We start from the raw sequence: 21,268 nt of genomic DNA on the forward strand, positions 1-21,268 counted from the left end.
AATTTACTATGAGAGTTTAAGCTTTAGATATTATTATAGGGAAAATCAAGAAGTAAATAGAATGACAAAAGATACCATTTACCATAAAAAAGGAGATTGGGTATACCAATATAGCAACATTGATAGCTATAGCCTTACTTCCTCAAACGATCCAAGCCAATTATTTAAGGTGTTTTGGAAATTAAAAACAACTGAAGTAAGTGAAAAAATTGCCGACAGTATTTTAAATTCTTGGGGATTAAAGCGGAAGAATTATTGATATAAGAATTTTTTTGGAATAATATATTATTTTTCCTAATTAGTAGTGAGGGTAACCAATTATTTGATAGATTGATTATGTATATGACAAACCAATACCAAGCGGATTGGATTGCGCTAGAAGCAGATATTGAAATTGTTAATGCTTTAAATAGTTTTTTAGATGAAAGTACCACCTTAAATCAAGATGAATACAGTCAACTAGCTGTTGATATAATTAATGAGCACATGCTTTTTTAATTTATCAAATTACCCAGGCAAGGATGATGGGTTGTCTTTTAATTGGTGGACTGATGAAAATTTTATTATAAATAACTTTTCATTTGAATTAGATGATGAAGGTTTAGGAGATTTGACAGAAGAGGAAAAATTACTGGTAGCTTTATATCCTGTGCAAGCATTAATTATTAGAGCAAATAAAGAACCAGCTGAGACAGAAACTGAAAATAGATTTGGATTCAGTTCTAGAAATGATAAATCTGATGCCTTTAGACATGCATTTTTTAATGCAATGAATTCTAATGATGCTGGTGATACTGTTGCTAGGCTTTTTTCTACAGCACATGAAAGTGAGGTTCCTGCAAATTTAATTTTAGAAGTCCAAATGGATTTGCATAATAATGATATTGGTCATACGATTGGTGAAGATGCAAGTTTTTTTGTTTCAGACCAGGATCTTTCCAATTCTGTTTATTCTCAATTATTGGCTGGAAATTTGTTCTACTTATCGCCTCTTGACTTAGTAACTCCACCAAACTTTGGAATAAACGCTTCAACGCAATTAACACCTACTAATCAATAAGTTTATGAAACAGATGTTAACTTTAGTCATTTTTTTATCATTATTTTCTTCATGTATTAAAGACAAAAGAACAGAATTATTAATAAAGAATAATTCAGGGTTTACTATTGACACACTCAGAATAACATATGGAACAGAAAAAATAAGTAAAAGCTATTTTAGAAAGAGTATTAATTCTGGTGATACTATTAGTACAGTATTTGACATGAATTTTAAGGGGATTGATGGTGGCTATCTTTTGGAAATTTACCAAAACAAGAAAAAAACAGGAAAATATTTCGGCTATTATTCTAATGCTACATTTAAAAATTATATTTATAATTTGAGAATTGAGAAAGACACATTATTGATAGAAAAAAGTATTGAAAAATAGATATTAATTATAATTCTTATAGACAAAGGCTAATACAAGTATTTTGTTTAATACTTATTAAGTATAATAATCCTATTTTTTGGGACAATCCTTCTACTTAGGAAGCTAGTGATGGTACTCATGGAATAACTTCTTCAACAACTTTAATACCGACCGATGAATAGATTATTAAAAATTTGCTTTTTTCTTTCAATATTATTATTTAATTCTTGTAGTGAGTTCGGAACCAATATTATAATAAAAAATAATACTGGCAAGATAATAGATTCGATAATTGTTTCTAATGGATTCAATGAAGTTATGTTAGAAAATTTAAAAAAGAATGAAGAAAGAAAAGGATTTATAGATTTTAAGATAAACAGTCCAAAACATGATGGTGCATATTTTACAAAGATATTTACTGAAAATAAAATTATAAACCAAAAGACATTTGGTTATTACAGTAATGGTATTCCATCAGGTAGTACTTATTATATTCAAATCTTAGCAGATTCATTAATTGTAAATGAATATTTTGATAAATAGTTTTGTGTTTGAATAATAAATACGGCAAACAAAAATATGTAAAAATAGTGGTTAAGAGCTAAACCTAAAATTATGTTCTTTTCTGCTATTTTGTTTAAAGCCTAAAAAGAAAATCACATTTATCTACTACATTTCATTTATGAATACATTGTGTTAAAAAGGATATTATTAGAGCAATATTTGATGTGAATTTTGGTGAATTGATGGTGGCTATCTTTTGGAAATTTACCAAAACAAGAAAAAAACAGGAAAATATTTCGGCTATTATTCCAATGCTACATTTAAAAATTATATTTATAATTTGAGAATTGAGAAAGACACATTATTGATAGAAAAAAGTATTGAGAAATAGATGTTAATTATTAAAAATATTGATAAAGGCTAATCTAAAGATCTGATTGAACTATTTTTTTAATTTGACATATTAAGTATTACATGTAAATATTGTTAATCAACTAATTTGTAACAAAACACTAAGTTTTACTACATATAAGTAAAACAACGTTTAACTAAAAAAAGAAAAAGATATGATTCAGTATAAAGGCGCACTAGTTATAGGCGCATTAATAGGGGCAGCAGCGGGTGTGTTATTGGCACCAGATAAAGGTAGTGTAACCAGAGACCATCTAAAAAAAGAAGGTAAGGAAGTTAAAGATCAATTTGTGGATGACTTTAATGAAGTTAAAGACGATGTGTCTAAAGCCGCAAAATCGGGTAAAGATAAGTTTAGAGACGACTTAAAAGATTTTGCTTCTAAAGCAAGTTATAAAACAGAAGAAGCCATTACGTTTTTAGAAAAGCAACTAGCAAAGCTGAAAGAAAAGAATAAAACGCTTCAACAAACGAGTTAAAAAACTCAATCGGATTATCATTGCGACGCCACATTTTTTTATGTGGCTGTGGCAATCTCCTGTAGAGAAGTTTATCATTAAAAAGATTATTGTGTTGGGTTTGTAATTGTAAAGATTAGGTAATTCGAGGACAGTTTTGGTTATATTCTCAATTCTAAACCAAATCATTAATAAAATCCACATTCACCACATGCTTACCATCAAAAGGAAGTATGGTAATTCTTTTGCCAAATAGTTCCTTTACTTTTTGGGATTCTTGTTCTATCCGTGCTTCATCTAAGTATCCATCCTTAGTACAATAAATGAGTTTTACTCTAGTGCTTTTATTTAAATAAGTAAAATCTTCAGCAGTCAGTTCCTTCGGAATACCACCAGAATGTAACACCAATTGCGAGCATTGCAACCGTCGTTTTGCCATATAACGCATGGCAACACTAACACCTTGTGAGTATCCTAAAAGGATTAAGTTTTTGTTATTTGGGATTTGCTCAGCCTCAAAAACAGCGTCAAAATAGTTGAGGATATTTTGCATTCCTACATTAGTCTCATCTCGTGTTAACCAATTGGCACCAACATGCATTTTGGGCTGAATATAATACTTGCTTGGTGCTTGTGGAGCGATGATATAGTTTTCTTCAGGATTTAAATGTTTAAAATACCGTAAAAAATAGCGACTCAAATAACCCATACCATGGCATACAAACCAAACTGTTTTTGTATGTTCTGTAAGTGCGTTTAATGTAGAGTAGGAGTTCTTGGATTTATAAGTGATTTCTTTTTCGAGGGAATTCATTATTCTCAGTATCTTTGTTTTCGACTTTAAAAATAATGTATTTCTATGCAACAGTCTAAAGAAGAATTCTTAGCTAAGGTCAATGCTGTAAGTAAAAACACATTGATGGAAACATTAGATATTAAAATTACAGATTATGGAGATGATTTTTTAGTTGCGCGTATGCCAGTGACCTCTAAAGTGCATCAGCCAGACGGTGTTTTACATGGCGGTGCTACAGCAGCTTTGGCCGAGAGTGTTGGTAGTTTTGCGTCGCATATCTTTACAGATTTAGAACAATACTTTGTTAGGGGTTTAGAAATTACTGCTAACCATTTAAAGAGTGTTTCAGAAGGGTTTATCTATGCAAAGGCTACATTTTTACATAAAGGACGCACCACACAATTACTAGATATTAGAGTTACGGATGACGCAGAAAACTTAATTTCTGTCTGCAGATTATCTACCATTTCATTGCCTAAAAAGAAATAGATTGATGACTACAGATGCTTTTTTTGAAGCTTTAGAAAATCAGTATGCCAATCAGCTTCCTTTTGTAGTTTACAGTAGGCCTATAAATTCTATCATAAAATGTTGGTTGCAAGCGGATGATAGATTACATACTACAAGCAACTTTACCGAGTGTGGTTTTGTATTTGCACCTTTTGATATTAATAATTTAAGTGTGCTTTTGCCAATAGAGCACTGCCAACATTATAATTTAGAAACCTCGTTTATTACTACTGAAGATTTTACGACCACTGCGGTTAAATCTAACGATGCTAACAGACATTTAGCGCTTGTTAATAATGGTATTAAAACCATTAAATCTGGAACATTAGAAAAGGTTGTACTCTCTAGAGTAGCAGAGAAGCCTCTAAAATCGTACAATCCAATTACGATTTTTAAACGTCTATTTAACACCTACAAAAATGCGATGGTATATTGCTGGTATCATCCTAAAGTTGGGTTATGGTTAGGAGCCACACCAGAATTATTATTTAAGGTAGAAGGCAAGCGCTGTACAATGATATCGCTGGCTGGTACTCAGCCTTATTTAGAAACGAGCCAACCTAATTGGACATCTAAAGAATATGACGAGCAACAAATTGTAACCGATTACATTGTAAAACAAATAGCACCGTTTACAACAAAAACAAAAGTATCTGATGTTGATACTGTTAAAGCAGGTAACTTGTTGCATTTAAAGAGTTATGTAATGAGTACTATTAAGGATGGATGTTCCTTAAAATCAATTATTGAAGCCTTGCATCCAACACCTGCGGTCTGCGGTTTCCCTAAACAAGAAGCTAAAGATTTTATACTTAAAAATGAAAATTACAATCGCCAGTTTTACACTGGTTTTTTAGGGGAGCTTAATTTAAAACAGGTTAAAAGTAGAAATACAAATCGTAAAAATGTAGAAAATAATGCCTATACTACCATAATCACAGCATCAAATTTTTATGTTAACCTAAGATGTGCACAGATTAAAGATGATAAAGTCTGTATCTATGTTGGAGGCGGTATTACTAAGGATTCTAATCCTATAAAAGAGTGGGAAGAAACCATAAACAAAACCAAAACTATCAATAAGGTTTTAGATTAAAACTATTGAGATTCCTTATCTTTGTCTTTAGATGAAACATTCTAAAATTCCCTTATCTCAAACTGTTGTTACATTATGCAAAGCACATAATGTAAGGCACATTGTTATTTCACCAGGAAGCAGAAACGCGCCCTTAACCATAGGCTTTACCCACAATGATTATTTTAATTGTTATAGTATTGTTGATGAGCGGTGCGCTGCATTTTTTGCCATGGGAATTGCGCAACAATTGCAACAACCAACAGCACTTGTTTGCACATCGGGTAGTGCTTTGTTAAATTATTACCCTGCAATTGCAGAAGCGTATTACAGCAGTATTCCTATAATCGTTTTATCTGCAGATCGTCCTAAACATTTAGTAGATATTGGTGATGGTCAAACTATAAAACAAAAAAACGTTTACGGTGACCATGTACATTACAGTGGAAATCTAAAATTAGATTTAAAAGATAGACCCAAGGTTTTAGATGGTGATTTGCCAATATTAAAGAGTATTGAGAATAAGCTTGAACGTTTCTTAGGGCTTCAAAAAGATATTCAGTCTTATAATGAATCTGAAATTAATGATGCTCTCACTATAGCCACATTAAAATCTGGCCCTGTACATTTAAATATTCCTTTTGAAGAGCCACTATATGAAACGGTAGAAAAGCTTTCTATTAACCCAAATTCGTTTAGTGTAAAGATTCCGTTAGAAAAGGTTGATGATTTTGAGATTAAGAGTCTTTTAGATCTTTGGCAAAACGCAAAACGCAAAATGATATTGGTTGGTGTATTGCAACCAAATTCAATCGAAAGCAAATGGTTGCAAGAAATCGCCGATGATGACAGCATATTAGTATTTACTGAAACGACATCTAACCTCCATCATCCAGATTTTTTTTCAGGTATAGATAAAATCATTGCTCCATTAGAAGAAGCAGATTTAAGCGCATTACAACCAGATCTACTTTTAACATTTGGTGGTTTAGTGGTTTCAAAAAAAATAAAAGCTTTTTTAAGACAATATAAACCAAAAGAACATTGGCATGTGGATGTCTACAATGCTAATGATACGTTCTTTCGTTTGAGTAAACACATAAAACTTTCGCCAAATACATTTTTTAAGACATTTTTACCACAAATAACATTCTATTCAAAAAGTGACTATAAATTCTATTGGCTCAAGGTAAGGCAGAAAAGAAGAACGCTTCACCAAACGTATCTTAAGCACATACCCTTTTCAGATTTTACGGTATTTAATAGGCTTCTAAAAAATCTACCAAAATATAGTCAGTTGCAAGTGGGTAATAGTTCTGCGATTCGATACACACAATTATTTCAAATACAAAAATATATTACCGTGTTTTGTAATAGAGGAACTAGTGGTATTGATGGAAGTACCAGCACAGCAATAGGTGCAGCAGTAGTGTCTAAAGAACGCGTAACTTTTATTACAGGTGATTTAAGTTTTTTCTATGATAGTAATGCATTATGGAACAATTATATTCCTAATACCTTTAGAGTTATTGTTATTAATAATAAAGGAGGTGGTATTTTTAGAATTTTACCAGGACATAAGAATACCGACAATTTTGATACTTATTTTGAAACCAAGCACCACCTTACAGCAGATAAATTGTGCGAGATGTATAAGTTTGACTATGCTAAAGCCGATAATGAAAACGAACTAGAGATGCGTTTAAAAACTTTTTATGAGCCATCTAAGCAACCAAAATTACTTGAGATTTTTACTCCATCTCAATTAAATGATGAAATTTTACTCAATTATTTTAAACACATAAAGTAAAGTCAACGTTAAATATCGTTAAGATGTGACATAATCGTTTTTAATGTGTCTTAAAAATAACTATATTTAGTGAGACAATTTATATAACCAAAAACAATAATTAAGATGAGTAAAAGAGACGAATTAATTGCAAAGTATGCAGCTGATTTAAAAGACAAGTGTGGTGTTAACCCAGACATGGATTTATTAACTAAAGTAACTGTAGGTCTAGGGCCCTCAATTTATAATGCAGATTCTTCAACGGTTTCTGGTTCTGATGCAAAAGAATTAGCAACAGTTAAAAATAACTATTTAATTAAAAAATTAGGACTAAAAGATAGTGCTGATTTGGATAAGGCTATAGATTCTGTTATTGATACTTACGGAAGATCTAATAGAACTAAATACAGAGCAGTTGTATATTACTTATTATGTACTCATTTTAAAAAGGCATCTGTTTACTAATAGCGTTAAATTTAAAATTATAAAAAAGGTCTTTCGGTTAACGAAAGACCTTTTTTATTTTAAACCTTCAGTTTTACTCGCTAATTATAACTTATTCCTACCTTTGCGGTATGATACATTTAGGTGAATACAATACGTTAGAAATACTAAGAGATACAGAGCCAGGTTTGTTTTTGGGAGACGGAAAAGAAGGTGAGGTTTTACTTCCTAATCGTTATGTTCCTCAAGATTTTGAGATTGGAGATAAGTTAGATGTCTTTGTATATTTAGATAATGAAGAACGCCCTGTTGCAACGACAGACCAACCTTATGCAAAAAAGGGTGATTTTGCGTTATTGCGTTGTAATCAAGTTACTAAATTTGGCGCTTTTTTAGATTGGGGTTTGGTAAAAGAATTGTTCTGTCCGTTTAAAGAACAGGCATTTAAAATGAAAGCAGGTAGCTGGTATTTAGTACATTGTTACTTAGATGAAGAAACCGAGCGCTTAGTAGCGTCTAGTAAAACCAATCGTTTTTTAGATAATAAGCAATTAACGGTTAAACAGTTTGATGAGGTTGATATTATTGTATCTCACCCATCAGAAATTGGTATGAATGTTATTGTAAATAATATACATTTAGGATTAGTGTTTAATGATGACATCTATAAAGATATCAGTGTCGGAGATCGATTAAAAGGGATTGTTAAAAAGGTACGTGATGATAATAAATTAGACATATCTCTTAGCCAAATAGGGTATAGAAATATAGAACCTAATGCTCAATTTATTTTAGAAGCCTTAAACGACAATAGTGGCTTTATCCCTTTACATGATAAATCTAGCCCAGAATCTATAAAGGAACACTTACAAATGAGTAAAAAAAGTTTTAAAAAAGCAATTGGTGCGCTTTATAAAGATCGTGTAATTACTATTAATGAAAATGGTATTTCTCTAATTGAGTGATTTTTTTAATCGTGCTTTAACACGCCTATAAATAGTATGTAATCCGTCATAAAGATTATCAAAACAAATATCTTTTCTCTGGCAGAAACTACTCTCAATCTTAGCATTCATTCTCCCAGCCTCATTATGCCATATAATGCCGTAGGCACTTAAATTGGGTAAGGCTTGCCTTGCATGCTTAATATCTAAAGTTGATGCGGAATACGAATTTATTCTATTGGTAATAATACCAAATGGTTTCGATTTTCCAAAATAGGATAATAATTCATCAAGTGTACTTTTCACACTAATTAAATCAATATGTACTCCTTCGTTAAATTCTATAACCGCTAAATGATTAAAAAAGTGAATACTACCTTCTTTTAGTATAGTCCTTTTGATAATTTGGGATCCAAATTCTGTATTACTAATGCTCATTTTAAGAAAATTTAATTATAGCTATGCCTTGGTAATGATAACCTTGGCAATTATAAGACACCAGTTTTTTAAATAGTCACATAAAAAGCTAATAAAGAATGTTTTAGGTGTTTTTAAAAGATGTTAGGTGATGGAGAATGAATTTATGATCTGGTCGTTAAAGACTAAGTCACATTGTCATTAATTCCTTATTTTTGTTTCTAAATTTTTTTAAATGAGCCAAATAGATTGGGAAATTACCAAAACTTACGAGGATATAACATATTCTAAATGTAATGGTGTTGCTAGGATAGCGTTTAATCGGCCAGATATACGTAATGCTTTTCGTCCTAAAACAACCTCAGAGTTGTATGATGCGTTTTATGATGCTAATGAAGATGTAGATATTGGCGCTGTCTTATTAAGTGCAGAAGGGCCTTCTACAAAGGATGGTATATGGAGTTTTTGTTCTGGTGGAGACCAAAAAGCCAGAGGACATCAAGGTTATGTAGGCGAGGATGGTTATCATAGACTCAATATTTTAGAAGTACAACGCCTCATTCGTTTTATGCCAAAGGCCGTTATTGCAGTTGTTCCAGGTTGGGCAGTAGGTGGTGGTCATAGTTTGCATGTAGTTTGTGATTTAACCTTAGCGAGTAAGGAACACGCTATTTTTAAGCAAACCGATGCCGATGTTACCAGTTTTGATGGTGGTTATGGCTCTGCTTATTTGGCTAAAATGGTAGGACAGAAAAAGGCAAGAGAGATATTTTTTCTAGGACGTAATTATTCGGCTCAAGAAGCCTACGAAATGGGAATGGTAAACGCAGTAATTCCTCATAACGAATTAGAAAGTACAGCCTACCAATGGGCTCAAGAAATATTAGCAAAATCTCCAACGTCTATTAAGATGTTAAAGTTTGCTATGAACTTAACAGATGATGGTATGGTAGGACAGCAGGTATTTGCAGGTGAAGCAACGCGGTTGGCGTATATGACGGATGAAGCTAAAGAAGGTAGAGATGCCTTTTTAGAAAAAAGAAAACCTAATTTTCCTAAAAAATGGATTCCTTAATTTAGTTTGTAATGAAAGAAATAAAACCATGGCTTAAAGCCATGCGCCTTAGAACATTACCGCTTTCAACATCTGGTATCATTGCCGGAACATGCTTTGCATTTTACAACGGACGTTTCAGTTGGTGGGTTTTAGTTTTAGCGATTTTAACAACCATTAGCTTGCAAATATTATCAAATCTTGCAAACGATTTTGGTGACAGCGAAAATGGTGCTGATAATGCTAATAGAGTAGGCCCAACTAGAGCTGTACAGAGTGGTGAAATAACTCCAGAAGAAATGCTCGAAGCCATTAAGTTTAATATAATCGTAGTTATTATTTTGAGCATTGCGCTAATTTGGGCGGCATTTGGACCCACTAACTTTTTATTTGTTCTATTGTTTTTATGTCTTGGAGGTGTTTCTGTTTATGCAGCATTAAATTATACTATGGGTGATTCTCCTTATGGTTACAGAGCTTTAGGTGATATTTTTGTCTTTATATTTTTTGGTTTGGTAAGTACAATAGGGAGTTATGTACTATACATGCAAAAGGTTGATCATGTAATAGTTTTACCAGCAATTATTTTAGGTTTATTGAGTGTAGGCGTACTGAATTTAAATAATATGAGAGATTTAAATGCAGATAAAGAAGTTGGTAAGGTTACCGTCGCTGTAAAATTGGGCATAAAAAAAGCAAAACAATACCATTTTGTTTTAGTCATTGGAGCGCTTGTGGTAACTTTTATATTTTCAATTTTATATTATGTAGAGCCTTATAATTTTTTATACCTTATTGCTTATATACCTCTAATTAGGCATTTAATAGTAATAAAATCTGCAGAAACGCCTGCTGATTTTGATAGTCAATTAAAAGTATTGGCTTTATCAACATTTGTATTAGCCTTGTTATTAGGTGTTGGTTATATTCTATATTAATCAAAAACACTATATTTTATTATGAAAATCACATATTACGGACACGCTTGTTTATCTATAGAAATAAATAATACACACATACTTGTAGATCCTTTTATTAGTGGAAATGAAAAAGCATCTCATATAGATATAAATAGTCTTAAGGCTGATTATATTTTTATAACACATGCGCACCAAGATCATATCTTAGATGTTGAGGCTATTGCTAAACGTACAGGAGCTATAATTGTGTCTAACTATGAAATTGTGGTTCATTATCAAAACCTTGGTTTTAAAGGGCATCCAATGAACCATGGTGGCTCGTGGTCTTTTGATTTTGGAAACGTAAAATATGCTAATGCTATCCATACCTCTTCGTTTCCAGATGGTAAGTATGGCGGTCAGCCAGGCGGTTTTATAATTGAAGCAGATAAAACCATATACATTGCAGGTGATACAGCTTTAACCTATGATATGAAGCTCATTGGTAATCAATTTAATTTAGACTTAGCTATTTTGCCAATAGGCGACAACTTTACCATGGGTGTAGAAGATGCAATTATGGCAAGTGATTTTGTAAAATGCGATCATATATTTGGTTATCATTACGATACTTTTGGTTATATAGAAATTGATAAGCCTAAGGCAAAAGCTAAATTTGCTGCCAAAAATAAAACCTTAGCGCTTTTAGATATTGGTGAAACCATTGTAGTTAATTAATTTTACTTCACTACAAAAGACTAATTTACGGAACAGCTGCGTAGATAAACGCGTTAGAAACGATTTCAATATTTATTAACCTAATATATCAGTCCAAATTTTTATTTTGACTTGTGCATCAGCTTCTTTGTTCTGGCTTTAACATCTTGTTTGTTTAGAATCATTTACTTTCGGAAAATTTAAGGTTTGGCAGCAGCATTAAAGTAAACCGTGCAATGTTAGTAGCAATAAATTCGATGTATATCTTAAGTACTGTGATATTATTTTTAAAGAAGAAGTATCAAAAATCATCTAGGATCTTTTACCTGTTATAATGAAATTAAACTATACCTTCAAATTAAATTTTTTAAGACGTTAAATAATAGTTAAACAAAGTCATTTGTTTTTACAATTAATAGTATTGCTATTATATTTGCAAATAAATTAATCAACTATGAAACTAAAGCTTTTTATTGTGATGTGTTTTATCGTAAACTATAATATTAAGGCACAAAATGTAGACGAATCGCAAACAGGTGCTTGGTACATGTATTTTTACAACCACCAATTTAAAGATAGTCAATTTGGGATTCAAGGAGATTTTCAATATCGAGATTGGCAAGGCATTGGTGATATGGAGCAATTATTACTCCGCTCGGGTTTTACATTTACACCAAAAGATACCAAATTAAAATTTACATTAGGTTACGCAAATATTACCTCTGGTTTACCAGGAGAAAACGATAATACTAGTGGTGAAAATAGAATATACCAAGAAGCTTTGTATCCCTCTAAATTTGGACGCTTTCATTTAACACATAGATTTAGATACGAACAACGTTTTGTAGAAAATCAAGATTTTAGAACGCGTTATCGGTATAATCTCTTTTTAAATATCCCTATCAACAAAAAAGATTTGGGACCTAAAGCAATTTACGCAGCACTGTATAACGAACTTTTTATTAATGGCCAAAACGAAATAGGAGATGGTCAGTCGGTAGAATTATTTGACAGAAACAGAACCTATTTAGGTTTAGGCTATGTGCTTAATAATACCATAAGATTTCAGTTAGGTTGGATGAATCAAAAGACCGTTAACTGGGGAAAAGGGCAGTTGCAACTTAGTATGCATCACAATTTTTAAAATTAATTAAACTCTATTTAGTTATGAAAACAAGAATAAAAAATTTATCCATTTTAGCTTTAGTTATTACGGTATTTGGTTGCGATTTTGTTGCATCTAGTGCGGATTCAGAGACAAGCACTAACGTTTCCTCGGTAGACAGTATTGTAAAACAAAACCCTGTTAAAAGTATTTTAACTGCCGAAGAACAGGCAGATATGAGTCCAGATGAAATTATTGGACGCCTAAAAAAAGGTAATGAGAATTTTGTAAGTAATAATTTAACGATGAGAGATCATTCGGCGCAGCGTAGAGAAGCTACCATAGGTCAATATCCAAAAGCTATAGTATTATCTTGCGTTGATAGTAGAGTACCTGTAGAAGATGTTTTTGATCTGGGCATTGGTGATATTTTTGTTGCCAGAGTAGCCGGTAATATTGAAAATAAGGATATTGTAGGCTCAATGGAATTTGCTACTGCGGTTGCAGGTTCTAAAGTTGTAATTGTAATGGGACATACCTCTTGCGGTGCAGTAAAGCATGCTATAGATAATACAGATGCGGCTTCAATGAATATGAATGCGTTACAAGATTTGTTGGATGAAATTAAACCCTCTATGACAAATGTTGAAACTGAAGGTGAAAAAACATCTAAAAACACAGATTTTACTAACCTTGTCATAACGAACAATGCAAAACAAACCGTTGAAGATATTAGAAAACGATCACCTAAGATGGCAGAGCTAGAAAAAAGCGGTAAAATTAAAATAGTACCAGCAGTCTATGATATGGAGACTGGTAAAGTAAAATTTATGTAATTTCCCTAATTGAATTAATAAGTTAATAGCTTAGGCATCACTACTTGTGATGCCTTTTTTTATTCTAAAAACACAGAAATTAGACTGCGGATGCTTATTTTTGGTTTTATGTTAAAAGCACAATATAAAAAGTATATTCTAAATTTTAAGACACCAAGTGGTACATCTAGAGGTGTAATGACCACTAAAGAAACTTGGTTTATTAGTCTTGAAGAGAATACCAAAAAAGGTATTGGCGAGTGTGGAATTCTTAGAGGTTTATCTATTGATGATGGACCAGATTATGAAGATAAATTAAGATGGGCTTGTGATAATATTAATTTGGGATTAGAGGCTTTACTATATGAGCTTACAGAGCAACCGAGTATTCAGTTTGGTTTAGAGATGGCCTTTAAATCTTTAGAAAGTAAAAATAAATATATCCTATTTCCTTCAGCATTTACAAAAGCCAATGACGCAATTTCTATTAATGGTTTGGTGTGGATGGGTACAGAAGATTTTATGCGCCAACAAATAATAGAAAAAATTAAAAGTGGCTTCAACTGTATAAAACTAAAAATTGGAGCTATAGACTTTAAAACAGAACTCAACATTCTAAAATCTATAAGAAAAGAATTTTCAGTAGCTGATATAGAAATAAGAGTGGATGCCAATGGTGCTTTTGCTGCAACTGATGCTTTAGAAAAACTTAAGCAACTATCAGATTATAATATACATTCTATAGAGCAACCCATACAACCAAAACAGTTAGACGACATGGCATCTCTGTGTGAACAAACGCCATTTCCTATTGCTTTGGATGAAGAATTAATAGGCGTATTTTCAACTGAAGACAAAAAGGAACTTCTTAAAACTATAAACCCGCAATACATCATTTTAAAACCAAGTTTAATAGGCGGATATCAAGGAAGTGAAGCGTGGATTTCAATAGCTGAAAAGCTTAATGTTAAATGGTGGATAACAAGTGCATTAGAAAGTAATATTGGGTTAAATGCCATAGCGCAATGGACCTATACTTTGAATAATAACCTACCGCAAGGCTTAGGAACAGGGAGTTTATTCACTAATAATTTTGATTCGCCATTAACCGTAAAAAATGGTACTTTGCAATACGATAACACACAAGATTGGAAATTTAATTTAGACTTATGAATTATATACAGCAAGCCTATAAAGGATTATATGATGGATGGCGATACATTGTTGGAACAGTAATAGTTATTGCTTTTGTTATCCTAGGGCAACTGCCATTTACTGCAGCTGTTTTTGTAGAGGCACAAAACCAAGGATTAAATTTATTTGAGCTGAACGAAAATAACATGATGACGCTTTTAGAGTCTAATCTTAATTTGTTTTTAATGCTGTTGTCTTTTGCTGTTGGACTTGTTGGTATTTTAATTGTAAACAAATGGTTGCATAAAATGACGCTTACACAATTAACTACAGCTCGTAAAAAAATAGATTGGAAACGGTTTTGGATCATCTTTTTTGCTTGGGGAATATTATCCTCTGGATTAGTGCTTTTAGATTATTTTATGTCTCCAGAGCATTATGAATGGAATTTCGATTTTAATAAATTTATAATATTAGCTGTTATTGCTATACTTATGGTGCCATTACAAACCAGTTGCGAAGAATACCTTTTTAGAGGCTATTTGATGCAAGGGATTGGTTTGGCAGCAAAAAATAAATGGGTACCATTGATTATTACTTCTGTAGTTTTTGGAATGCTACATATAGCCAATCCTGAGGTGGAAAAATTGGGTTATGTTATTATGGTGTATTATATAGGTACAGGTTTATTTTTAGGAATAATGACCTTAATGGACGATGGTTTAGAATTAGCCTTAGGTTTTCATGCTGCAAATAATTTATTTACAGCGCTATTGGTAACGGCAGACTGGACGGCATTTCAGACCTATTCAATATTTAAAGACACGTCAGATCCTAGTAATGCAGCACTTGTTGATATTGCTATACCAGTGTTTGTTATGTTTCCAATTATATTATTTATACTCTCTAAAGTCTATGGGTGGAACAACTGGAAAGAACGCTTGTTTGGTCGCGTAACAGAACCTCCAAAAGAAGATTACAAAATTCTAGACTAAACCAAATGCACCCAGAGTATAAGAACGTTCACCAACTGTTTAAACTAAATGGAATTGGTTATACTTATGATAATTTAATAGAGTTAGCTTATAATCTTATAAAAGAGGGTGAAACTTATGAAAAAAGCATAGGTAATTTTTTAACTGATTGGCTTAATGATAACGATGATATAGCGGTTAATACCTCTGGTTCTACAGGGAAGCCTAAGGTCATAAGACTAAAAAAGCAAGCCATGGTTAATTCTGCATTAGCTACAGGTAAGTTTTTTAATTTAGAACCAGGCAGCTCTGCATTACATTGTTTGCCAAGTCACTATATAGCTGGTAAAATGATGCTGGTTAGGGCTATGGTATTGGGTTTAGAAATGGATTATATTGAACCTAGATCTAAATTAAAGCTAGATAGGACTAAGCACTACGGCTTTTGTGCCATGATTCCGTTGCAATTAAAAAACAGTTTAGACCATATTAAAAATATAGACACTATTATTGTTGGCGGAACTAAAGTGAATGTACCTTTATTAGAAACTATAAGCACATCTAAATTAAAGGTTTACGAAACTTATGGTATGACGGAAACAGTAACACATGTCGCTGTAAGACAACTACAATCTAAAGTGTTAAAAGGAGAAACTTACTTTAAAGCTTTACCCAATGTTATGTTTGCACAAGATGAGCGTCAGTGCTTAATTGTTAATGCCAAAAAGCTGGTAAATGAAGCTCTTGTAACTAATGATGTTGTGGATTTAAAATCTGAGTTTAGTTTTGAACTACTTGGACGTTTTGATAACGTTATTAATTCTGGAGGTGTAAAACTATTTCCTGAGCAAATCGAAGAAAAATTACAATCTGTAATCGAGGATCGTTTTATTATTGCAGGACAAGCCGATGAAGACTTAGGGGAACGCCTTGTCCTTATTATAGAAAACCCTAGAGAAACAGTTGAAAGCATTAATAATAAAATTAAACGCGTTAAAGGACTTGCAAAGTTTGAAGTACCTAAGCAAATCTGCATAGTAGACAAGTTTGTAGAGACTGTCAATGGAAAAATTCAACGCGCTAAAACTTTAGACTTAATCACATGTTAGCTTAGACTCATTCAAAGACACACTTCACTCATTAGTTGTTTTTTAAATATATGATTGCTTTTAGGTTTGTATTAAACTTATAACACAATCATTATGAAAATCATTTTAAACTTAGTAGTTGTATTATTATTTACTACACAACTTAGCGGACAAGAAAAAACAATTTCCGGAACTGTAACCACGGCCTATGATGGCTTACCCTTACCCGGAGCTAATGTTACTATTAAAGGAACATCTAACGGAATACAAACTGATTTTGATGGAAACTACACTTTAAAAGTGAATATTGGGGACGTCTTAGTAGTGAGTTATATTGGTATGAAAAATGCAAAGAAAGCAATAGCTATAGCTAATATCTATAATTTTGCTTTAGAATCGGACAATAGTTTAGATGAAGTTGTAGTTATAGGATATGGTACTACAAAAAAGGCTACATCTAGAGTGTCCTCAGTTTCAATAGTATCTGAATCTATTGTTAAGCAACCAAGTGCAGGATTTGCTCAAACACTGAGCGGGCAAGTTGCAGGATTAGACATTAAATCGTCTACCACGCAATCTTTTGATAATCCAAATGCAGAATTAAAAGGTATAGTTTCTTCGCAAGTAAAAGCTGAACCTTTATATATTGTTGATGGCATTGCAATTACTAAAGGATATAATGATATAATTAAAAATTTAGATCCCAATACTATTGAGCATATAAATACTTACAAACCAGCGAAAGCAATCAATATGTTTGGTAATAAAGCCAATCATGGATGTGTTATTATAACAACAAAATCTGGTAAATATCGTATTGAAAACGATGAAGCTTATGCTAAAATTACAGAAAACGACTTCAATGCAGTTCACCTATCTCCATTATCAACATTCTCGATTGATGTTGATAAGGCATCTTATAGTAATTTAAGAAGGATGATTAATAATGGGCAAAATATACCGTATGGTGCTGTTAAAATTGAGGAAATGATTAACTATTTTAATTATAACTATCCACAGCCTAAAGATAAGCATCCATTTTCTATTAGCACAGAAGTAGTAAAGACGCCATGGCATAATGATACACAACTTGTTAGGATTGGCTTACAAGGGAAAACCTATAAAAATGATGAGTTACCTGCTTCTAATCTCACATTTTTGATAGATGTTTCAGGTTCAATGAGCTCACAGAATAAATTACCATTGTTAAAAAAAGCTTTTAAGCTTTTAGTTAAACAGTTGCGAAAAAGAGATATGGTTTCCATTATTGTTTATGCTGGTGCTGCAGGTGTTGTCTTAGAACCAACTTCTGGTGATAAAAAAGATAAAATAATTGATGCAATAGAGAATTTAAATTCTGGTGGGTCTACTGCTGGTGGAGCTGGTATAAAGTTGGCATACAAACTTGCAGAACAAAATTTTAAAATAAATGGGAATAATAGAGTGATCTTAGCAACAGATGGTGATTTTAACGTTGGTGCATCTAGTGACGATGATATGCAAGCTTTAATTGAAAAGAAACGCAAATCTGGTGTATTTTTATCGGTATTAGGATTTGGTTATGGAAACTATAAAGATTCAAAATTGGAGATTTTAGCTGATAAAGGAAATGGAAACCATGCGTATATTGATAACATGCAAGAAGCTCAAAAAATCTTCGGAAAAGAATTTGGCGGTACCTTATTCACTATCGCTAAAGATGTAAAAATTCAAGTTGAATTCAATCCTAATAAAGTCCATGCCTATAGATTGATCGGTTATGAAAATAGATTATTAGCGGATGAGGATTTTGTTGATGATACTAAAGACGCTGGAGAATTAGGCAGTGGACATGCGGTTACCGCACTATATGAAATCATTCCATTTGGAGTGAAAAGTGATTATTTAAAAAAACTTCCCGATTTAAAATATACAAAGAAGACATCTACAGTGGATTATGATAACGAATTATTTACTGTAAAGTTTAGATATAAAAAACCAAAAGGTTCAAAAAGTATAGAAATAATTCATGTTCAAGGTGCAAACCAAACTGAAGCCTCGGAAGATATGAACTTTGCATGTGCAATAGCCCTTTTTGGTATGCAATTACGTAACTCTAAGTTTACTAATAATGCATCAATTTCCAAAGTTTTAGAGCTTGCTGAGAATGGGAGAGGTGAAGATGCTGAAGGTTACAGAGCAGAGTTTATTAGACTTGTTAAATCCTATAGAAATTTTAATTAGAAGACAAAAAAACCCAACGCCAAGCGTTGGGTTTTTTTTATTTTAACTTTAAGAACTTTTAATTTCCGGCAGATAAATTTTTCATTTCTTCTTCTACCATTTCGTAAAATTGGTCAATTTTTGGTAAAACCACAATTCTTGTACGTCTATTTTTAGCTCTATTTTCTGCAGTGTCGTTTTCTACAAGTGGTACATAAGAGCTACGACCTGCCGCGATTAATTGTTGAGAATTAACACCTAAACTTTCTAGCACTCTTACAACGGATGTAGCACGCTTAACACTTAAATCCCAATTATCTAATAATGGTGGTTTGCTGTAAGATACATTATCAGTGTGAGATTCTACCATGGCTTCAAAATCTGGTTTACTGTTGATTACCTTAGCAACTTTACCTAAGATTTCATTTGCCCTTGCCGTTACATTGTAGCTTCCGCTTTGAAATAATAATTTATCTGCAATAGAAATAAATACCACACCTTTTTCTACATTAACCTCAATATCTGGATCATTTAATCCTACTTCTTTTTTAAGACTCGTTACAATAGCTAAGGTTACACTATCTTTGCGCGTTAGGGCATCTTGTAAGCGCGTAATTTTTAAATTACTTTCTCTAAGACTTTCTAATGATTTTTCTAAATTAGTAGCACCTTTACTTGTTAACTCAGTTAAGTCTTGCGAATTTCTTATAAGCGCTTCGTTACTTTTTCGCATATCTGCCAATTGCTCTTTCATAGCCTCAACTCTGGCATTAGATGCAGAGGCATCAGATAAGCATTTGTTTAGCTTTACCGTAGCACTATTTAATAAATCTTCTGTTTCCTGTTGTTTTGCCTCAAGTGCTAAATAGTCCTTTTTAGATACGCAAGAACCAAAAAATAGCATTGAACAAACACTTAATAACATTAGTTTTTTCATAATTTGATAATATAGTTTAAATCGTTAATTGTAACATCCCAAAATTATAGAAAAGAAGACAGTAGTATACATGGATTAACATAAAATTTAACAATTTTTATAAACCACTAAAAAGTTCTGTTTTTTGCTATAAAATAATACCAAACTACGGATTTGATCTTAAAATAATTAGCCTTTTTGGGAGTTTTTTTGCGTTGAGCTAATAATTTAGGTAAGTTTTTGTAAAATGAAAAATGAGCCTTTAATACGGCCAAAAAGTATAATGGTTTGCGTTGTATTAAAAACCGTAAAGCAGCTATACCATCGAGCTTCATTCGTATTACTGTTCTTATAAAAACATGTTTGTCTGTATTTTTTACTAACGTAAATAAACTATTTCTAAAATTTAAATAAGTTTTTTTTGGATTGGTAGTGCTAAGCGTGGCTCCACCTACGTGGTATACTTCAGAGGTACCTGTATATTTTGTCTTGTAATCGTTGTTAAATGCTCGCCAACAAAGATCTATTTCTTCCATGTGGGCAAAGTAGGTTTCGTCAAAACCATTGAGATCTTTAAATGCTTTATTTTTTATGAAAAAACAGGCACCAGAGGCCCAAAAAATATCAGTTAGGTCGTTATACTGGCCTTTATCAATTTCAACAGTATCAAAAATTCGTCCTCTGCAATACGGGTAGCCATATTTATCTATAAAACCACCTGCAGCACCAGCATATTCAAAATTAGACTTATTTTTAAAGTCTAAAATTTTTGGCTGTACAATAGCGGTTTTAGCATCACTGTTAAACGCTGTTAAAATAGGCTGTAGCCAGTTTTTTGTAACTTCAATATCGCTGTTTAATAAGCAAAGTAGTGGTTCTTTAATATGTTTTAGAGCATCATTATAGCCTTTTGCATAACCACCATTTGTAGAATTAATAATGATATCTATTTGCGGATAGTGGCTTGTTACAAAACCCACAGAATTGTCCGTAGATGCATTGTCTGCAACATAAACTTTGGCGTCGCCAGAAAACGCAGTAACCGAAGGTAAAAATTGCTGCAAAAGTAACTTACCGTTCCAGTTGAGTATAACAATTGCTATGTCTTTGTAATCGTACACTTATGTTTTAGAATATTGCGGTATGTCTTTTAAAAAAATATAACGTTGGTTAATTTTATCCATTTGGCAATAATAATGATTAATACCATTAGTTACCATTAAATAGTTAGCATTTAGAGCTAAGTTATAACGTGCGATCTGATCAAAAGTGTTTTGAGATATTGCAACATCATAAGACTTACACTCAACAATTATAAAAATACTACCATCTGGATTAAAGACCACAACATCGTAGCGTTTTTTTAGATCATTAATAGCTAATTCTTTCTCAACATTGATTAGAGATTTAGGATATTTTTTATGTTCAATTAAAAAATGAACACAATGCTGTCTTACCCATTCTTCGGGCTGAAGAATGATGAATTTTTTCCGAATAACATCAAAAATAGAAACTTTATTTTCTGTACTTTTGAATCGGTATTCAAACTTTGGAAAGTTGAGTTTTTGCACTGCACAAAATTAAAATTATAATACCACAAC

25 protein-coding genes are annotated in these 21,268 nt (G+C 32.2%); 20 read left to right on the forward strand and 5 right to left on the reverse strand.

Going from position 1 to position 21,268, the window contains the following annotated elements:
* The 6 genes from Q0800_RS01095 to Q0800_RS01120 all read left to right on the forward strand — a co-directional run.
* The coding region (locus Q0800_RS01095) for a hypothetical protein (RefSeq protein ID WP_299126847.1) at positions 1-259 on the forward strand (259 nt) is incomplete at its 5' end.
* Positions 260-342: 83 nt separating this feature from the next.
* Positions 343-498, forward strand: coding sequence for a hypothetical protein (locus Q0800_RS01100; protein WP_299126848.1), 156 nt, complete (start codon positions 343-345; stop codon positions 496-498).
* Positions 479-1,060 (forward strand): hypothetical protein, encoded by a 582-nt coding sequence (locus tag Q0800_RS01105; RefSeq protein ID WP_299126849.1) that lies wholly within the window; start codon positions 479-481, stop codon positions 1,058-1,060. The genes Q0800_RS01100 and Q0800_RS01105 overlap by 20 nt, the downstream gene beginning before the upstream one ends.
* 4 nt (positions 1,061-1,064) lie before the next feature.
* Complete coding sequence (locus tag Q0800_RS01110) at positions 1,065-1,433, forward strand: hypothetical protein (RefSeq protein ID WP_299126850.1); 369 nt, start codon at positions 1,065-1,067, stop codon at positions 1,431-1,433.
* A 300-nt stretch (positions 1,434-1,733) separates the two neighbouring features.
* Positions 1,734-1,958 carry a hypothetical protein gene (locus Q0800_RS01115; RefSeq protein WP_299126851.1) on the forward strand — a complete coding sequence of 75 codons (225 nt, stop codon included), beginning with the start codon at positions 1,734-1,736 and terminating at the stop codon, positions 1,956-1,958.
* 527 nt (positions 1,959-2,485) lie between these two features.
* Positions 2,486-2,809 carry a YtxH domain-containing protein gene (locus Q0800_RS01120; protein WP_299126852.1) on the forward strand — a complete coding sequence of 108 codons (324 nt, stop codon included), beginning with the start codon at positions 2,486-2,488 and terminating at the stop codon, positions 2,807-2,809.
* Between the two features lie 154 nt (positions 2,810-2,963).
* Here Q0800_RS01120 and Q0800_RS01125 read toward each other — a convergent pair whose 3' ends face one another.
* Complete coding sequence (locus Q0800_RS01125) at positions 2,964-3,602, reverse strand: esterase (protein ID WP_299126853.1); 639 nt, start codon at positions 3,600-3,602, stop codon at positions 2,964-2,966.
* 45 nt (positions 3,603-3,647) lie between these two features.
* Here Q0800_RS01125 and Q0800_RS01130 point away from each other — a divergent pair, with 45 nt between their 5' ends.
* From Q0800_RS01130 to Q0800_RS01150, 5 genes are all read left to right on the forward strand, one after another.
* On the forward strand, positions 3,648-4,073 hold the full coding sequence (locus Q0800_RS01130; RefSeq protein ID WP_299126855.1) for a hotdog fold thioesterase: 426 nt from the start codon (positions 3,648-3,650) through the stop codon (positions 4,071-4,073).
* A gap of 4 nt (positions 4,074-4,077) precedes the next feature.
* Positions 4,078-5,190, forward strand: a complete 1,113-nt coding sequence (locus Q0800_RS01135; RefSeq protein WP_299126942.1) for a chorismate-binding protein — start codon at positions 4,078-4,080, stop codon at positions 5,188-5,190.
* Between the two features lie 31 nt (positions 5,191-5,221).
* Positions 5,222-6,979, forward strand: coding sequence for a 2-succinyl-5-enolpyruvyl-6-hydroxy-3-cyclohexene-1-carboxylate synthase (locus Q0800_RS01140; RefSeq protein ID WP_299126856.1), 1,758 nt, complete (start codon positions 5,222-5,224; stop codon positions 6,977-6,979).
* Between the two features lie 105 nt (positions 6,980-7,084).
* Positions 7,085-7,423 carry a DUF2853 family protein gene (locus Q0800_RS01145; protein WP_299126858.1) on the forward strand — a complete coding sequence of 113 codons (339 nt, stop codon included), beginning with the start codon at positions 7,085-7,087 and terminating at the stop codon, positions 7,421-7,423.
* 110 nt (positions 7,424-7,533) lie between these two features.
* Positions 7,534-8,367: a S1-like domain-containing RNA-binding protein gene (locus Q0800_RS01150; RefSeq protein WP_299126859.1), complete on the forward strand. Its 834-nt coding sequence runs from the start codon at positions 7,534-7,536 to the stop codon at positions 8,365-8,367.
* On the opposite strand, the gene Q0800_RS01155 is transcribed toward Q0800_RS01150, so the two are convergent.
* Entirely contained in the window at positions 8,356-8,784 is a 429-nt protein-coding gene (locus Q0800_RS01155; protein WP_299126861.1) for a hypothetical protein, read from the reverse strand. The two genes, Q0800_RS01150 and Q0800_RS01155, sit on opposite strands and share 12 nt — an antisense overlap.
* 214 nt (positions 8,785-8,998) lie before the next feature.
* Here Q0800_RS01155 and Q0800_RS01160 point away from each other — a divergent pair, with 214 nt between their 5' ends.
* The 9 genes from Q0800_RS01160 to Q0800_RS01200 all read left to right on the forward strand — a co-directional run bounded on the left by Q0800_RS01160 (position 8,999) and on the right by Q0800_RS01200 (position 18,772).
* Positions 8,999-9,838, forward strand: a complete 840-nt coding sequence (locus tag Q0800_RS01160; RefSeq protein WP_299126863.1) for a 1,4-dihydroxy-2-naphthoyl-CoA synthase — start codon at positions 8,999-9,001, stop codon at positions 9,836-9,838.
* Positions 9,839-9,849: 11 nt separating this feature from the next.
* The gene (gene menA / locus Q0800_RS01165; protein ID WP_299126864.1) at positions 9,850-10,755 is read left to right on the forward strand and encodes a 1,4-dihydroxy-2-naphthoate octaprenyltransferase; all 906 of its coding nucleotides are present in this window, start codon (positions 9,850-9,852) and stop codon (positions 10,753-10,755) included.
* 21 nt (positions 10,756-10,776) lie between these two features.
* Complete coding sequence (locus Q0800_RS01170; protein ID WP_299126866.1) at positions 10,777-11,454, forward strand: metal-dependent hydrolase; 678 nt, start codon at positions 10,777-10,779, stop codon at positions 11,452-11,454.
* 433 nt (positions 11,455-11,887) lie between these two features.
* Positions 11,888-12,577, forward strand: coding sequence for a DUF2490 domain-containing protein (locus Q0800_RS01175; RefSeq protein WP_299126868.1), 690 nt, complete (start codon positions 11,888-11,890; stop codon positions 12,575-12,577).
* 23 nt (positions 12,578-12,600) lie between these two features.
* The gene (locus Q0800_RS01180; protein ID WP_299126870.1) at positions 12,601-13,374 is read left to right on the forward strand and encodes a carbonic anhydrase family protein; all 774 of its coding nucleotides are present in this window, start codon (positions 12,601-12,603) and stop codon (positions 13,372-13,374) included.
* A gap of 108 nt (positions 13,375-13,482) precedes the next feature.
* Positions 13,483-14,526, forward strand: coding sequence for an o-succinylbenzoate synthase (locus Q0800_RS01185; protein WP_299126872.1), 1,044 nt, complete (start codon positions 13,483-13,485; stop codon positions 14,524-14,526).
* Positions 14,523-15,482: a CPBP family intramembrane glutamic endopeptidase gene (locus Q0800_RS01190; protein ID WP_299126873.1), complete on the forward strand. Its 960-nt coding sequence runs from the start codon at positions 14,523-14,525 to the stop codon at positions 15,480-15,482. The genes Q0800_RS01185 and Q0800_RS01190 overlap by 4 nt, the downstream gene beginning before the upstream one ends.
* A complete protein-coding gene (locus Q0800_RS01195; RefSeq protein WP_366518822.1) occupies positions 15,407-16,570 on the forward strand; it encodes an AMP-binding protein in 1,164 nt (387 codons plus the stop codon). The genes Q0800_RS01190 and Q0800_RS01195 overlap by 76 nt, the downstream gene beginning before the upstream one ends.
* A gap of 93 nt (positions 16,571-16,663) precedes the next feature.
* A complete protein-coding gene (locus tag Q0800_RS01200; RefSeq protein WP_299126874.1) occupies positions 16,664-18,772 on the forward strand; it encodes a von Willebrand factor type A domain-containing protein in 2,109 nt (702 codons plus the stop codon).
* A gap of 58 nt (positions 18,773-18,830) precedes the next feature.
* Here the strand turns inward: Q0800_RS01200 and Q0800_RS01205 are convergent, their stop codons facing one another.
* The 3 genes from Q0800_RS01205 to Q0800_RS01215 all read right to left on the reverse strand — a co-directional run bounded on the left by Q0800_RS01205 (position 18,831) and on the right by Q0800_RS01215 (position 21,238).
* Positions 18,831-19,688, reverse strand: a complete 858-nt coding sequence (locus Q0800_RS01205; protein WP_299126875.1) for an OmpA family protein — start codon at positions 19,686-19,688, stop codon at positions 18,831-18,833.
* Between the two features lie 107 nt (positions 19,689-19,795).
* A complete protein-coding gene (locus Q0800_RS01210; protein WP_299126876.1) occupies positions 19,796-20,788 on the reverse strand; it encodes a glycosyltransferase family 2 protein in 993 nt (330 codons plus the stop codon).
* Positions 20,789-21,238, reverse strand: a complete 450-nt coding sequence (locus Q0800_RS01215; RefSeq protein WP_299126877.1) for a type I restriction enzyme HsdR N-terminal domain-containing protein — start codon at positions 21,236-21,238, stop codon at positions 20,789-20,791.
* Between the last annotated feature and the right edge of the window lie 30 nt (positions 21,239-21,268).

Origin of the sequence: uncultured Winogradskyella sp. (assembly GCF_937958655.1) — a bacterium.
In the GTDB taxonomy this organism is placed as follows: Bacteria; Bacteroidota; Bacteroidia; order Flavobacteriales; family Flavobacteriaceae; genus Winogradskyella.